We start from the raw sequence: 14,285 nt of genomic DNA on the forward strand, positions 1-14,285 counted from the left end.
GTCGCGGTTGCCCTCCCATGCGGGTTGATATAACAGGAAGCGCCGGCAAGGCCGGCCTTCAAGAGCAATTTTCCGGAGTGATGAATTTGTCCGCGTCCATTGAACCCATGCCCGTGCAAACCGCATTGGAAAGCGGCATCGAGCTGTCCGTCGTCATTCCGGTGTTCAACGAGCAGGAAAGCATTGCGCCGCTGATCGAGCGCGTCACCGATGCTATGAAGGCGTTTCCGAAGAGCTGGGAACTGATCATCGTCGACGACGGAAGCGCGGATGCGACGCTTGTCGGCGCCCGCAAGTTCCTCGACCGCGACGGCCTCGACCTGAAGATCGTCGAACTGCAGCGCAATTTCGGCCAGACCGCCGCCATGCAGGCCGGCATCGACGCGGCCACCGGCCGGCTGATCGCCACGCTCGACGGCGACCTGCAGAACGATCCGCACGATATTCCGACCATGGTCCAGGCGCTCGAAGAGCGCGAACTGGACCTGCTGCAGGGCTGGCGTCAGAACCGCCAGGACGCGCTGGTGCTGCGCAAGATCCCGTCGAAATGCGCCAATTACCTGATCGGCAAGATCACCGGCGTGCGCTTGCACGACTATGGCTGCTCGCTGAAGATCTACCGCGCCTCGGTGATCAAGCAGGTGCGCCTGATCGGCGAAATGCACCGCTTCATCCCGGCCTGGGTCGCCGCCGTCGTGCCCTCCTCGCGTATCGGCGAAATGCCGGTCACCCACCATGCCCGCCAGCACGGCGTCTCGAAATATGGCATTTCGCGCACCTTCCGCGTCATTCTCGACCTGCTGTCGGTCCTGTTCTTCATGCGCTACAAGGCGCGGCCGGGCCATTTCTTCGGCTCGATCGGGCTTGCCGTCGGCGCACTCAGCGCGCTGATCTTCCTCTGGCTGTTCATCCAGAAATTCGCCTTCGGCGAAGACATCGGCACGCGTCCGCTCCTGACGGTCGGCGTCGTCGGCGTCCTGTCGTCGGTGCAGTTCATCACCACCGGCATTCTGGCCGAACTCATCACCCGCACGTCCTTCGGCAGCATCGAGAAGCCGAACTACATCGTCAGGGCGGTGTTCAAGAAGGATGGCAATGCGTAAGCCGCGTCCATTCCGGACAACGGAGACGCAACGATCGAACGAGGCGTTGTCCGCATGACCGCTCGCCCCGCGCCGCCGCCGGCCGCACGGGCCTTCGCGCTGCTGTTCCTCTATTTCGTCCTGTCGGCGATCATCCGCCTGTCGCTGCCGCATTCGCTGCGGCTCGACGAGGCCGAGCAGATCTACATGTCGCAGTGGCTGTCCTGGGGCTACGGCGCACAGCCGCCGCTCTACAACTGGCTGCAGCAGGCCGTCTTCGCCATCACCGGCCCGTCAATTGTCGGCATCGTTATTCTCAAGAATGCCCTGCTGTTTGCCTGCTTCATCTTCTACTGGCTCGCCGCCTCGACCGTGATCCGCGATCCGGCGCTGCGGCTCGCCACGATTGCCGGGCTTGTGACGCTGCCGCAGGTGTCACTTGTGGCGCAGCAGGATCTCACCCATACGATCGTGCTTCTCGCGGTCACAGCAGCCTTCCTGTACGCCTTTTTCCGCACGCTAACGGCGCCAAGCCTTGCGTCCTACCTGCTGGCCGGTTTGACCGTCGGGCTGGGTGTTTTGTCGAAGTACAATTTCGCGCTGCTGCCGGTCGTCGCCATCCTGGCGCTCCTGCCCGATCCGGCACTGCGCAAGCGGGTGTTCGACTGGCGGCTTGTTGCGGCGCTACTGCTCGCCGGGCTGATCGTGCTGCCGCATGCGCTGTGGTTCCTGGACCATGCCGGGCTCGCGACCCAGGGCACGCTCGGCAAGATGCAGGGGTCGGCGACGGGCGGCCACATGCTGCGGTTCTTCAAGGGCATCGGCGCGCTGATCATGGGCATTCTCGCCTTCTCGGCGCTGACGCTGGTGGTCTTCGCGGCGATCTTCAAGAAGCCCTTCCTCGACAGCCTGAAGAGCGGCAACGCGATCACCCGAGTGATCGAGCGCATGTTCGTCTTGACGGCCGTGGCACTGGTCCTGATCGTGCTCGTCACCGGCACGACGAAGATGAACGAGCGCTGGCTCGATCCGTTCCTGCTGGTGCTGCCTCTTTATCTTGCCGCCAAGATGGAAGCCGCCGGCATGGATATCGCCGCTGGGCTGAAGCGCCTGTCGACGACGGCTGCGGTGATCCTGATCGGCGTCGCCGCCTTCACTATCATCGAGGTGACCGTGCTGCCCGTCGCCGGGCTCTACAAGCGGATCAACATTCCCTACGGCCCGTTCCTGCAGAGCCTGAAGATGGAAAGCGCAGAGAAGCCGGCGATGATCGTCACGCAAAGCTGGCTCGAGGCCGGCAATCTACGGCAGGCCTTCCCGAGCGTGCCAGTGCTCGCCGGATCCGGCGACGAACTGCAGCCGGCAACGACGATCGACAGCCGGCACCCGCTTCTCTTGGTCTGGACCGACAACAAGCACACCGGCGAAATTCCGGGAGGTATCCTGAATTCTGCCAAGACGCTGGCAGGTGCTGAAGCGAGCGACATCGAGCCACGATCCATGACCCTGCCCTATCACTTCGGCTGGGACGGCGAGACCTACACGTTCGGCTATGCCTGGCTGCCATCCCCCGGCACCGACGGAACGGCGAAGCCATGACGGAGTGGCTGAAAGCACGCCCGGAACGCGTCTTCCTGATCGTCGCCGCCTATTTCGCGCTCAACGTCATCGTGCGCATGGCCATGCCGCACGCGCTCGAGTCGGATGAGGCCGAGCAGGTCTTCTTCGCGCAGTGGTGGGCGCTCGGCTACGGCCCGCAGCCGCCCTTCTACAACTGGCTGCAGCATGCCGTGTTCGATCTCTTCGGCGTATCGATGCTGGCGCTGTCGGCAACCAAATGCGTGCTCCTGTTCCTGATCTACCTGTTCTACGGGCTGACCGCGCGCATGCTGCTCAAGGACCGGAGCTGGCTGCCGATCGTTGTCCTGTCGCTGCTGACGATCCCGCAGATCAGCTTCGAGGCGCAGCGCGACCTCTCTCATACGGTGGCGGTGACCTTTGCCGCCTCCTTCTTCCTGTTTGCCACCGTCCTCACGCTGAAGCGGCCGAGCCTTTCGAGCTATGTCCTGCTTGGGCTCACAAGCGGGCTCGGGCTGCTCGCCAAATATAACTTCGCCCTGCTGCCGGCGGCCGTCTTCGTCGCCGTGCTGGCGGACAGGGATTTGCGCGCTCGCCTCTTCGACTGGCGCATCCTCGTTTCGGCGGCGATCGCCATCCTTCTCTTCCTGCCGCATGGCGTCTGGCTTGCCGAAAACCTGCAGGCCGCCAGCGCCAACACGATCGGCAAGCTGACCTCCGGAGACGCTCACTCGAACATCGTGACGGGCTGGCTGGAAGGCATCGGGTCGTTGGCCGTTGCGCTGATCGGCTTTGCCGGTGTCACGCTCCTCGTCTACGCGGCAATCTTCCGGAAGGCACTGTTTGCCTCCTTTTCGGCTGGAACCCCGTGGACGCGCTTCTTCGAGCGGGTGATGCTGGCGATCCTCGTCTTCATCGTCATCATGATCCTCGCCGGCGCCGACAACATCAAGGACCGCTGGCTGACGCCGCTTCTCTTCCTGCTGCCGCTCTATTTCTGCCTGAAAATGGAAGCCTCGGGACTGGCCGGCTCGGCACTGCTGAAGCCATTCTGGCGGACGGCTGCCGTGATCATGACCGTCATTCCGGCAGCCCTGTTCCTGCGCATGCCGCTCGCCCATTTCACCGGCGACTACCAGCGGCCGAGCACGAATTATACCGGCGCGTTCGACACCATGACGGTGGACAGGACGCCCGGCCTTGTGGTCACCGACCGCAAGCTCTACGCCGGCAGCCTGCGGCTCAAGCATCCCGACATCCCCTTCGCGACCTCGGAATTCTCGCTGTTCGAGACGCCCCATCACGCCGATGCCGACCATCCGATCCTGCTCTTCTGGATCAAGAAGAGCAGCGATGTCGGCATGCCGGCCAGTCTTCTGGGCTGGCTCGACAAGGCGGGATTGCCGCAGCCGACGGATCAGGAGATGAAGCAGGTCGCTATCCCCTATCATTATGCACGCGGCAACGACGCTGAACTCTTCGGCTACGCCTGGATCATCCCGCCGCCATCCGGCAGCAACTAACCCCTCATCTTCGCCCAGACGGCATCGAGGCCTTCGCGCAGGACGGCGACCATGCGGTCGACTTCGCCTTCGGTGATGACCAGCGGCGGCGAGGCGAGCATGCGGTCGCCGGTGGCGCGCAGGATGAGCCCACGCTCCAGGCATTCGTTGCGCACCATCGTGCCGATCTCGTCCGGTTTTTCGAAGCGCTGGCGGGTCTTCTTGTCCTTTGCCAGCTGGACCGCGCCCATCAGGCCGACGGAGACGACTTCGCCGACCATGTCGTGGTCCTCGAGGCTTTTCCAGGCGCGGGCGAAATAGGGGCCGATATCGTCATGGACCCGCTCGACCAGCTTTTCCTCCTCGATGATGCGGAGGTTTTCGAGCGCCGCCGCGGCGCAGACCGGATGGCCGGAATAGGTGAAGCCGTGGTTGAAGTCGCCGACCTCATTGAGGAACACGTCGGCGACGCGGTCAGAGATCAGCACGCCGCCAATCGGCAGGTAGCCCGACGACAAGCCCTTGGCGACCGGCGCCAGGTCCGGTTCGACGCCGAAATGCTGGTGGCCGAACCAGTGGCCGAGACGGCCGAAACCGCAGATCACCTCGTCGCAGACGAGCAGGATGTTGCGCTCGCGGCAGATGCGGGCGATCTCCGGCCAGTAGGTCGATGGCGGCACGATGACGCCGCCGGCACCCTGGATCGGCTCGGCGACGAAGGCGGCGACATTGTCCTCACCAAGTTCATCGATCTTGGCCTCCAGCTCCCGGGCGCGGGCGAGGCCGAATTCCTCCGGGCTCATGTCACCACCCTCGGCATACCAGTAGGGCTGGCCGATATGGTGGACGCCGGCGATCGGCAGGTCGCCCTGCTCGTGCATCCATTTCATGCCGCCGAGCGACGCACCGGCGACCGTCGAGCCGTGATAGCCGTTGACGCGCGCGATCACCGCCTTCTTGGTCGGCTTGCCGATCGCCGCCCAGTAGACGCGGGCCATGCGGAACCAGGTGTCGTTCGCCTCGGAGCCGGAGCCGGTGAAGAAGACGTGATTGATCTTTTCGCCGGCATGGGCGGAGATCTTCTCGGCCAAGAGCGTAGCCGGCGGCGTCGTGGTCCCGAAGAAGGTGTTGTAGTAGGGCAGTTCGTTCATCTGCCGCATCACCGCCTCGGTGATTTCCTTGCGCCCGTAGCCGACATTGACGCACCAGAGGCCGGCAAAGCCGTCGAGGTAGCGCTTGCCGGCATTGTCGAAGATATGGCAGCCCTCTCCCCGCTCGATGATGCGGCTGCCCGAGGCATTCAGCTTCTTCATGTCCGAGAAGGGATGAAAATGGTGGGCGGCGTCGATTGCGGCAAGATTGGAAAGTGCTGGCATGATGCTCACTGACTGTTGGGCTGGAATGCGCCCGCAGATTGGCCACAGAAATCCGGTTTGGCAAGCCGCGATCCGATCGCCGATTGCGCGCATAACGCGCCCGGACTAATCTGATCGTCATGCAGGAAGACACACCACGGATCGCCAGGAATATCGGCGCCGGCCTCAAGCGCTGGCGGCTGGTCAATCGCGTCAAGCAGTCGGCGCTCGCCGCCGATTTCGGCGTGGCGCAGACCACCGTTTCGCGCTGGGAATCCGGCCTTTTGGTGCCGACCGGCGAGGACGCGCTCCGCATCGAACGCCTCCTCTCCGCCAGGCCGAACTCGGCGGCAGATGCGGCGCTGATGGCGCTCGTCACCCATGCCGCCGTGCCGATGCATCTCGTCTGCGACCTGACGCACCGGCTGCTCGCCGCCTCGCAGGGCAGGACAGCGGAGTGGCGGCTCGGCATGGAGGATTTGCAGGGAAAATCGCTCTGGCGCTACGCCACGCCCGGCATCCGCCGCGGCGAGGCGCTTCTGGAACGGCAGGGCTGGTTCGAGACGGTCTCGCCGGAAATCACCGTGATCAGCGAAGCCGCCAACCGGCCGGAGGTGGCGATCCGGGCCGGAGAGATCCGCTGGACCCGCATGCCACTCTCGGACGGCACGTTTGCCCGGCTCGTCACCGATGGTGTGCGCAGCGCCCACGCATAACTTATGCGACCGCCGGCCTTTCTCTCCGGTCCCGGCTGCGCATGATGCAAGGCGTCAAATCAATGCGCCTGGAATCATGCCATGACCGATGCCGCCAACCCTCCGCCGATCGCCGAAGACCGCCTTGCCGGCATCATCACCTTCCTGCAGGCCGCCGAGAAACTGAAGGACACGCTGCGCAGCGGCTGCACCTCCGGTGGCAGGCCGGAAAGCACGGCGGAGCACAGCTGGCGGCTCTGCCTGATGGTGCTGATGTTCGAGAAGGAGCTGGCCGGCTGCGACATGCTGAAACTCGTCAAGCTCTGCATCGTCCACGATCTCGGCGAGGCGATTTCCGGCGACGTGCCGGCAACGGACCAGTCGCCGGACGACGGCAAGGCGGAACGCGAGCGGGCGGACATGGAAACGCTTGCCGCGTCTCTGCCCGACGACCTGCGTCGGGATATCATGGCGCTGTGGGACGAATATGATGGAGCGGCGACGCCGGAGGCGATCCTTGCCAAGGGTTTCGACAAGCTGGAGACGATGCTGCAGCATGCCATCGGCCAGAACAGGGCCGATTTCGATTATGCTTTCAATCTCGGCTACGGCGTGACGCAGACTGAAAGGCACCCGCTCACGAGGCAGATCCGCGTCCTTGTCGATGCAGCGACACGGGATCGCATGGCCCGTTGAATGGAAGAAGGGGCCGACGACGGTCCGCCCCCTCGACGGCGGCTCAAAATCCTCCGTTGCCCCATTCGGGACGCATGAGCCGGCCATTGCCGTCGCTGTCGGCCGCATCGAAACGTGCCGCCGCGGCATCGGTGAATTCCGCAAGGCTCACCAGCTCGTCGCCATCGGCATCCATCGGCTGGAAGCGGGCTTCCTTGTCGGCTTGCCGCGCCGCCTGCATGGCGCCGTTATTGCCCTGCTGCTGGCCCATGCGCACCGACATGTATTCCTCAAGCGTCAGTTTTCCGTCACTGTCGGCGTCCATCGCGTAGAAGACGCTTTCGGCGCTGTCGAGGAGTTCCTGGCGGCTCAATTGGCCGTCGCCATTGGCGTCCATGTCGGCAAAGCGGCCCATCTGGCCCCTGCCCTGCTGGGCGAACGCCAGCGAAGAGGTGAGCGTCATGGCAAGGGCGAGCGCCGCCACGGTCGTGTTCCTGAGTTTCATGTCGAGTTCCTTTCCGGTTTCGAAGTCTGGTTCGGTTCCCGCCAACCAGCCACTCCGCAAAGGTATCCAACAATACACATACAAACTTTGATATGTATCAATCTCCGATGCAGCGACGCTATTCCGCCGCCTCGAAATATTTGAGCGCCGCCTTCTGCAGCTCGGTCTTCGGCTGGGGTTCCTTCAACTCCTGACGTCCGTCATTGCAGAAGACATGCGCCTCGCCCCAAGCGGCCAGTGCCCGGACGACCGGTTCCAGCGAGCGGCCGAGCGGCGTCAGGTCATAATCGACATGCGGCGGCACCACCGGATGAACGGTGCGCGAGACGAGGCCGGCATCCTCCAGTTCGCGCAGCTGCTTCGTCAGCATGCGCTGGGTGATGCCCGGCATCTTGCGGCGAAGCGCGTTGAAGCGCTGGGTGCCGCCCATGAGGTGGAACAGGATGACGCCTTTCCACTTGCCATCGAGGAAGCACAGCGTCGCCTCGACGAAGCAGCCGGGAAAATTCTTGGTCAGTTTCGCGCGCGGCCTCGACATTTTACAGTATCCTTTTGGGTACTACGTACATAAATTGTGCATTCTTGCGTAAACTGATCCTAGCACTTTAATGGGGCCTGTCCAATCAACCAAGGAGTTTCGCCATGCGCGCCGTCGCCTATTCCGCCCCGCTTCCGATCACCGATGAACAGTCCCTCGTCGACATCGACATGCCCGTTCCCGAGCCGACCGGCCGTGACCTGCTGGTCGAGATCAAGGCCGTTTCGGTCAATCCGGTCGACGTCAAGATCCGCGGCCATCGCCCGCCCCGCAACGGTCCGCAGACGGTGCTCGGCTATGATGCGTCCGGCATCGTCAAGGCCACCGGTCCGGACGCCACGCTCTTCAAGCCGGGCGACGCGGTCTATTACGCCGGCGCGATCAACCGCCAGGGCACCAACAGCGAGTTCCACCTTGTCGACGAACGGATCGTCGGGCGCAAGCCGAAGAGCCTCGATTTCCCCGCTGCCGCCGCCCTGCCGCTGACCGCCATCACCGCCTATGAGGCGCTGTTCGACCGGCTGAAGGTGCAGGATCCGGTGCCCGGCGAGCACCGCTCCATCCTCATCGTCGGCGGCGCCGGCGGTGTCGGGTCGATCGCCATCCAGATCGCCCGCGCGCTGACGGATCTCACCGTCATCGCCACCGCGTCCCGACCGGAGACCAAGGACTGGGTCAAGCAACTCGGCGCCCATCACGTGATCGACCACAGCGAGGCGATGGCGCCGCAGGTCGAGGCGCTCGGCATTCCGGCGCCGGGCTTTGCCTTCATTACCAATGACAGCGGCCGGCATGGCGGCGACGTCGCCGCCCTGATCGCCCCGCAGGGACGTGTGGCGCTGATCGACGACCCGGCAAGCTTCGACATCATGCCGTTCAAGATGAAGGCGGTCTCAATCCACTGGGAAATGATGTTCGCCCGCCCGGTCTTCCAGACCGGCGACATCGAGGCGCAGCACAGGCTGCTGGACCAGGTCGCCGACCTCGTTGATGCCGGCGCCATCCGTTCGACGCTGACCGATGTGCTGGGCCCGATCAATGCGGCGACGCTGAAGAAGGCGCACGCCCTGATCGAGACCAACAAGACCAGGGGCAAGCTGGTGCTCGCCGGCTTCTGACGTCGACCGAACCCACAAGGCTTCCCCTCTCCCCGCCTGCGGGGAGAGGGCCAGGGTGAGGGGCAAAGGCGGCCCCAATCCCGTCCACGCACCGACGATGAACGTACCAAGCCCCTGCAAACGCGGGGTTCACTCGCCTCCCACTGCCCCTCATCCGCCCTGCCGGGCACCTTCTCCCCGCTCGCGGGGAGAAGGGACGATCCGGAGCGCTAATGCCTGCCCCAATTGGACATCATGACGCAGGTTTGACCCGATTGACATTGGGCAATTTCAGACCGATTTATTCGCCACGCCCGCAATTTACCTCTGCCGGGCGGATATCAACGGAGCCATCATCCCAGATGCCAAGCGACAGTAGTAGTCGATTGTCCAAGTCCCCCCGCGGCCATCACTGACTGACGCCTCCGTCGGTTCGCCTGATCGGCCGTCATTGGCTGATCGACGGAAAGGCGAACCCCATGAACATCAACAGCATCCCCCGCAGGGCCGCAAATGCTGCCCGCTTTCTAGGCACCATCACCCCGGTCACCGTCGCCGAATATGTCGAACGGCTGAACACGACCGGCGCCAATGAAGCCGCAACCGTTCTTCTGAGCCTACCCGAACGCAAGGCCGTGCGCATCCTGTCCATGCCGGAGCTGGAAAACGCCGCCGCCATTCTGGCTGCGCTGCCGAGTGCACGCTCGTCACATCTCCTGAAGCTGGTCGCCAACGACCGGGTGACGGACATCTTCCAGTCGGCGGATTTTGCGACCCGCGCCACGCTGTTTGCCCGGCTTGACCCGGAAACCGCCCGTGCCGTCACGCATTTGCTCGACTATCCGCCGCGCACTGCCGGCGCGATGATGACGACGGAGTTCCTCAGCGTGCCGTCAAACTGGACGGCCGCCGAGACGCTTGCCCATGTCCGCGAGGTCGGCCATTCCCGCGAGACTGTCTATGCGATCTACGTGCTTGACGACGCCGACCGGCATCTCGCCGGCGTGGTGACGCTGCGCCGGCTGATCGCCGCCGAGCCGGACGATCCCATCCTGTCGCTGTCGCAGCGCGGCGCGATGGTCTGCGCCAGCCCGCTGATGCCGCAGGAAGACGTCGCCCGCCTCATCCGCAAGCACGACCTGCTGGCGCTGCCCGTCACCGACGCCTCCGACCGGGTGCTCGGCATCGTCACCGTCGACGACGTCATCGACACAATGATCGCCGACACGACGGAAGACGCACAGAAGTTCGGCGGCATGGAAGCGCTCGGCAAGCCCTACATGCAGATCGGCCTCCTCGACATGATCCGCAAACGGGCCGGCTGGCTCTCTGCCCTGTTCCTCGGCGAAATGCTGACGGCGAGCGCCATGCAGCATTTCGAGGGCGAACTGGAAAAGGCCGTCGTGCTGACCCTGTTCATTCCGCTGATCATGAGCTCGGGCGGCAATTCCGGCTCGCAGGCGACCTCGCTCATCATCCGCGCACTAGCGCTCGGCGAGCTGAAGCTTGGCGACTGGTGGCGGGTGGCGCTGCGCGAACTGCCGGCCGGCCTGTCGCTCGGCGCGATCCTCGGTCTCGTCGGTCTCGCCCGCATCACGCTCTGGCAGCAGATCGGCCTCTACGATTACGGCCCGCACTGGCTGCTGGTCGGACTGACCGTGTTCTCGGCCCTTGTCGGCATCGTCACCTTCGGCTCGATGGCGGGCTCCATGCTGCCCTTCCTCCTGCAGCGGCTGAAGCTCGATCCGGCCAGCGCCTCGGCACCGTTCGTCGCGACGCTGGTCGACGTCTCCGGCCTCGTCATCTACTTCAGCGTCGCCGTCGTCATCCTCAGCGGCACGCTCCTCTAGGCCCTGCCCGCTTTCGGCAGCTTCAGCGGTCCGCCGGTCTTGATCGTGCGGATCGCGAAGTTGGAGCGGATGTCGACAACGGCAGGCAGGGTCAGGAGGCGCTCCGTCAGCAGTGCGTCGTAGGCGGCGAGGTTTTCGACTACGACCTCGGCCAGGAAATCGGTCTCGCCGGAGATCATGAAGCAGGACACCACCTCGGGTATGGCGAGCAGGCTGTCCTGGAAGGCCGCCGCGTTCTCGAAATTGTGCCGCTCCACCTTGAAGCCCACGAAGACCGTGAGCTCGAGGCCGATCGCGGTGCGGTCGATATCCGCCCGGTAGCCGCGCAGGATGCCAGCCGCCTCGAGATTGCGGATGCGACGCAGACAGGGCGATGGCGAGAGGTTGACCTTCTCGGCGATCTCCACGTTGGTGGCCCGCGCATCCCGCTGCAACGCCTCAAGGATGGCGATATCGAATCTGTCCAGATTTGGCATATTCTTCACAACGGATGCCCTTATCTTTGCAATTGTGCCAATTGATAGCGCCTTCGCGGCACAGATAGCAAGGACAGGCTGCAGCCACTCACCTTATTCTCCTCTCCCGGAACGTCCCCCCACCCCTCCTGGAGTTGATGACATGGCGATGCTGAATGCCGAGCGCGAAACGACTGCCCCTGCCCTGATTGGCGCCGGCGGTGCGCTGATCACCGTCATGGTCTGGACCGCCTGGCTGCTGGCTACGCGCTACAGTGCGACGACCTCGCTCGGCGCGATCGATCTCAGCCTGCTGCGATATGGCATCCCCGCCCTCGTGCTGACTCCCGTCTGGCTGAGGACCGGCCTTCTGCCGAAAGGCAAGCCGAAGCTGCCGCTTCTCCTGATGGTGATCGGCTCCGGCGCGCCATTCTTCCAGATCGCCGCCTACGGCCTGCATGCGACACCGGCATCGGCCGCCGGCGTGCTGCTGCCCGGCGCCATGCCGCTTGCGACCGCCCTGATCGGCATGGCCGTGCTCGGGGAACGGCCGGACGCGACGCGCAAGCTCGGCATGTTCGCCATATTCCTGGGCGGGCTGATCCTGCTTCTGGCGGGTGCCGCGACCGGAACGCTCGGCTGGCGGAGCTATGTCGTCCTGCCGATCGCCGCCACCTGCTGGGCGATCTACTCCCACGCCTTCCGCCATTCGGGCCTGAGCGCCACAGAAGGCGGCGCGCTGATCTGCGTCTGGTCGACAATCATCAACCTCGTGCTGGCGGCCCTGTTCGGCACGCATCTCTTCACCGCCTCGATCGCCGAGATCACGCCGCAGATCATCAGCCAGGGCATCCTTTCCGGGCTTGTCGCCACGCTTGCCTACGGCACGGCGATCCGGATACTCGGCAGCACGCGGGCGGCGGCCTTCACGGCCCTGACGCCGGTGTCGGCGGCCATTGGCGGCGCGCTGATCCTCGGGGAAGATTTGGGCATCGCAGGCATTGCCGCGACGATCGTCACCGGCCTCGGCGTCATGCTTTCGACCGGTATCCTCTCACGCCGCTGAGCCATGTGCGAGGGCCGCTTCAGGCGCCGCCCATCAGAAACCAGATCAGGATGGAGAGCGTGAAGAACGAGGCACAGGTGGACAGAAACAGGGCCGGCGCGGCGACATGCTGGAAGCCATAGCGGGCGGCGAGGATCGGATAGATCGACATCGGCGGCAGCGCAGCATAGATGATCGCCGCCGTCGCCAGCTCACCATTAGCAATCCCGAAGCCGAGCCCGGCAAACAGGGCGACCATGGCGAAGACCGCCAGTGGGTGGATGACGAGCTTGCCGACCGTGACCATGAACACGTCGAAATTGAAGGTATTGAGGGAGAGGCCGGCAAGGGTTCCGCCGATGACGACCAGTGACACGGCGGCGCTGGACGAGGCGAGCAGGTCAATCGGGCCAGAGATCAGCCGCGGCAGCGGAATGCCGGCAATGGAGATGGCGAGGCCAACGAAGATCGCGACGATCATCGGATTGCCGAGAAGCCTGCCGGCGATCTTGCGGGCAAGCGGCAGGCCGCCGATCTCGGCATTGGTCGCGCGTTCGGCGAGAAGCAGCGTCAGCGGCAGGATCAGGATGTTCTCGACCATCATGTTCAAGGCCAGCGCCCGGTCGGCGACCTCCGGCAGCAGCACCAGAACGATGGGATAGCCGACGAAACCGCTGTTGGATGAACTGGTGCCGACGGCGCGGAAGGTCGCCTGTCCGGCCGAGCGCTTCAACAGGTAGCGGCTTGCCAGGTAGAAGAAGGTGAAGCTGATCAGCGAACCGGCGGCGTAGGCGACGAGATAACCGCCGTCGACGATTTCGGAGAAATCCCGAAGCGCGAATGCCCGCAGCAGCAGCGCCGGCAGGGCGAAGTTGACGGCATATTTGATCAGGACGCCGAGGTCGCGCTCGGAAAAGAGCGAGATCTTGACGGCGAAGAAGCCGAGCGCGATCAGGACGAAGACCACACCGGTCACATTGACGACATCGAGCATTGAAGGTCCGGGCGTGCGAGGATGACCCGAACTGCAAGCAAAATCCCATGGATTGCAAGGGCGATCCGCCGCGAAACCGTCGCCTCTATCCCGCTTCTCATAAAAAAGCAGCCGCCGCCGGAAGCCTCCGGCAGCGACTGCTCATGATCCGCCTCTGGCGATCACATCTCGATCTTCGCCGAGGACAGGCAGGTGACCGACACCGGATAGCTCAGCGACTTGCGTTCGCTTTCCGTGTTCGCGAGGCTCCATTTGTCATTCTTGGCCTTGCCGGTCCTTGCGGCGACGGCCTGGAACTGGAAGAAGACATGCGCCTGCACGCTCCAGTTCTTCGCCAGCACATCCGACTTCTTCATGCCGCCGGCGACCTTCTGCTGCAGGAATGCATTGCAGATGGCGACCGGATCCTTGCCCTGCCAGCCGAGCTTGACGACAGGTATCGAGACCGAATGGTCACGGCTGAAGGTCTTGGCCTCACCGCCACCGATATCGCGGCCCGTAAAACTCTGCTGCCAGAGATTGCCGGGGCTTTCGAAGAACTCGACGCCATTGAACGTGCCGAGCGCGCCCGCGACGATGCGCTTGCCGGTCTTCGCCTTGGCGTAAAGGTGCAATGAGAACTTGTGCGAGGTGGGCTTCAGCGCCTTGTAACCGCTGTCCCCGGCGGTCACTTCAATCGGGATCACGTCGATCCCGGCCCTGGTAACGTCGACCTTGTCGATCCAGTCAGCCGCTGATGCCGACGATGCGAAAACCCCACTGGCCAGTGCGAATGAGGCAGCTGCGATAATAATGCTGCGTGTCATGATGTTCCCTCTCCGGTTCGTCTTGTTGACGAGGAAGGTGATATCGACGCCTGCCTGAACTGCGAGTGAATGTGGCGTTCATCCCCGGACTATACTTCGATCGATCAA

General features: G+C 64.0%; 14 protein-coding genes. 8 read left to right on the forward strand and 6 right to left on the reverse strand.

All coding sequences use genetic code 11. The features are described from left to right. Positions 1 to 107 precede the first annotated feature (107 nt). From NN662_RS13210 to NN662_RS13220, 3 genes are read left to right on the forward strand one after another with little or no spacing between them, the layout of a single operon-like run. On the forward strand, positions 108 to 1,103 hold the full coding sequence (locus tag NN662_RS13210) for a glycosyltransferase family 2 protein (RefSeq protein ID WP_410010981.1): 996 nt from the start codon (positions 108 to 110) through the stop codon (positions 1,101 to 1,103). Between the two features lie 54 nt (positions 1,104 to 1,157). Beyond that, positions 1,158 to 2,681, forward strand: coding sequence for a glycosyltransferase family 39 protein (locus NN662_RS13215; RefSeq protein ID WP_261930706.1), 1,524 nt, complete (start codon positions 1,158 to 1,160; stop codon positions 2,679 to 2,681). Further along, positions 2,678 to 4,183: a glycosyltransferase family 39 protein gene (locus NN662_RS13220; RefSeq protein WP_261930707.1), complete on the forward strand. Its 1,506-nt coding sequence runs from the start codon at positions 2,678 to 2,680 to the stop codon at positions 4,181 to 4,183. The genes NN662_RS13215 and NN662_RS13220 overlap by 4 nt, the downstream gene beginning before the upstream one ends. On the opposite strand, the gene NN662_RS13225 is transcribed toward NN662_RS13220, so the two are convergent. Continuing rightward, positions 4,180 to 5,538 carry an aspartate aminotransferase family protein gene (locus tag NN662_RS13225; RefSeq protein WP_261930708.1) on the reverse strand — a complete coding sequence of 453 codons (1,359 nt, stop codon included), beginning with the start codon at positions 5,536 to 5,538 and terminating at the stop codon, positions 4,180 to 4,182. The genes NN662_RS13220 and NN662_RS13225 overlap by 4 nt on opposite strands. 119 nt (positions 5,539 to 5,657) lie before the next feature. Here NN662_RS13225 and NN662_RS13230 point away from each other — a divergent pair, with 119 nt between their 5' ends. Both NN662_RS13230 and NN662_RS13235 read left to right on the forward strand, forming a co-directional pair. Beyond that, positions 5,658 to 6,233, forward strand: coding sequence for a helix-turn-helix domain-containing protein (locus tag NN662_RS13230; RefSeq protein ID WP_261930709.1), 576 nt, complete (start codon positions 5,658 to 5,660; stop codon positions 6,231 to 6,233). Between the two features lie 81 nt (positions 6,234 to 6,314). After that, positions 6,315 to 6,908: an HD domain-containing protein gene (locus tag NN662_RS13235; RefSeq protein WP_261930710.1), complete on the forward strand. Its 594-nt coding sequence runs from the start codon at positions 6,315 to 6,317 to the stop codon at positions 6,906 to 6,908. A gap of 43 nt (positions 6,909 to 6,951) precedes the next feature. On the opposite strand, the gene NN662_RS13240 is transcribed toward NN662_RS13235, so the two are convergent. After that, positions 6,952 to 7,392, reverse strand: coding sequence for an EF-hand domain-containing protein (locus NN662_RS13240; RefSeq protein WP_261930711.1), 441 nt, complete (start codon positions 7,390 to 7,392; stop codon positions 6,952 to 6,954). A 118-nt stretch (positions 7,393 to 7,510) separates the two neighbouring features. Beyond that, positions 7,511 to 7,930 (reverse strand): winged helix-turn-helix transcriptional regulator, encoded by a 420-nt coding sequence (locus NN662_RS13245; RefSeq protein ID WP_261930712.1) that lies wholly within the window; start codon positions 7,928 to 7,930, stop codon positions 7,511 to 7,513. A gap of 104 nt (positions 7,931 to 8,034) precedes the next feature. Here NN662_RS13245 and NN662_RS13250 point away from each other — a divergent pair, with 104 nt between their 5' ends. Beyond that, the gene (locus NN662_RS13250; RefSeq protein ID WP_261930713.1) at positions 8,035 to 9,048 is read left to right on the forward strand and encodes a zinc-binding alcohol dehydrogenase family protein; all 1,014 of its coding nucleotides are present in this window, start codon (positions 8,035 to 8,037) and stop codon (positions 9,046 to 9,048) included. 458 nt (positions 9,049 to 9,506) lie between these two features. Further along, positions 9,507 to 10,877, forward strand: coding sequence for a magnesium transporter (gene mgtE / locus NN662_RS13255; RefSeq protein WP_261930714.1), 1,371 nt, complete (start codon positions 9,507 to 9,509; stop codon positions 10,875 to 10,877). On the opposite strand, the gene NN662_RS13260 is transcribed toward mgtE, so the two are convergent. Then, positions 10,874 to 11,353 (reverse strand): Lrp/AsnC family transcriptional regulator, encoded by a 480-nt coding sequence (locus NN662_RS13260; protein WP_261930715.1) that lies wholly within the window; start codon positions 11,351 to 11,353, stop codon positions 10,874 to 10,876. The genes mgtE and NN662_RS13260 overlap by 4 nt on opposite strands. 142 nt (positions 11,354 to 11,495) lie before the next feature. Between NN662_RS13260 and NN662_RS13265 the strand changes: the two genes are divergently transcribed. Further along, the gene (locus NN662_RS13265) at positions 11,496 to 12,398 is read left to right on the forward strand and encodes a DMT family transporter (RefSeq protein ID WP_261930716.1); all 903 of its coding nucleotides are present in this window, start codon (positions 11,496 to 11,498) and stop codon (positions 12,396 to 12,398) included. Positions 12,399 to 12,417: 19 nt separating this feature from the next. On the opposite strand, the gene NN662_RS13270 is transcribed toward NN662_RS13265, so the two are convergent. Together NN662_RS13270 and NN662_RS13275 are read right to left on the reverse strand one after the other, a co-directional pair. Further along, positions 12,418 to 13,371 (reverse strand): AEC family transporter, encoded by a 954-nt coding sequence (locus tag NN662_RS13270; RefSeq protein WP_261930717.1) that lies wholly within the window; start codon positions 13,369 to 13,371, stop codon positions 12,418 to 12,420. Positions 13,372 to 13,532: 161 nt separating this feature from the next. Then, positions 13,533 to 14,177 (reverse strand): hypothetical protein, encoded by a 645-nt coding sequence (locus NN662_RS13275; protein WP_261930718.1) that lies wholly within the window; start codon positions 14,175 to 14,177, stop codon positions 13,533 to 13,535. Positions 14,178 to 14,285: the final 108 nt, after the last annotated feature.

Source organism: Rhizobium sp. NRK18 (assembly GCF_024385575.1).
In the GTDB taxonomy this organism is placed as follows: Bacteria; Pseudomonadota; Alphaproteobacteria; order Rhizobiales; family Rhizobiaceae; genus JANFMV01.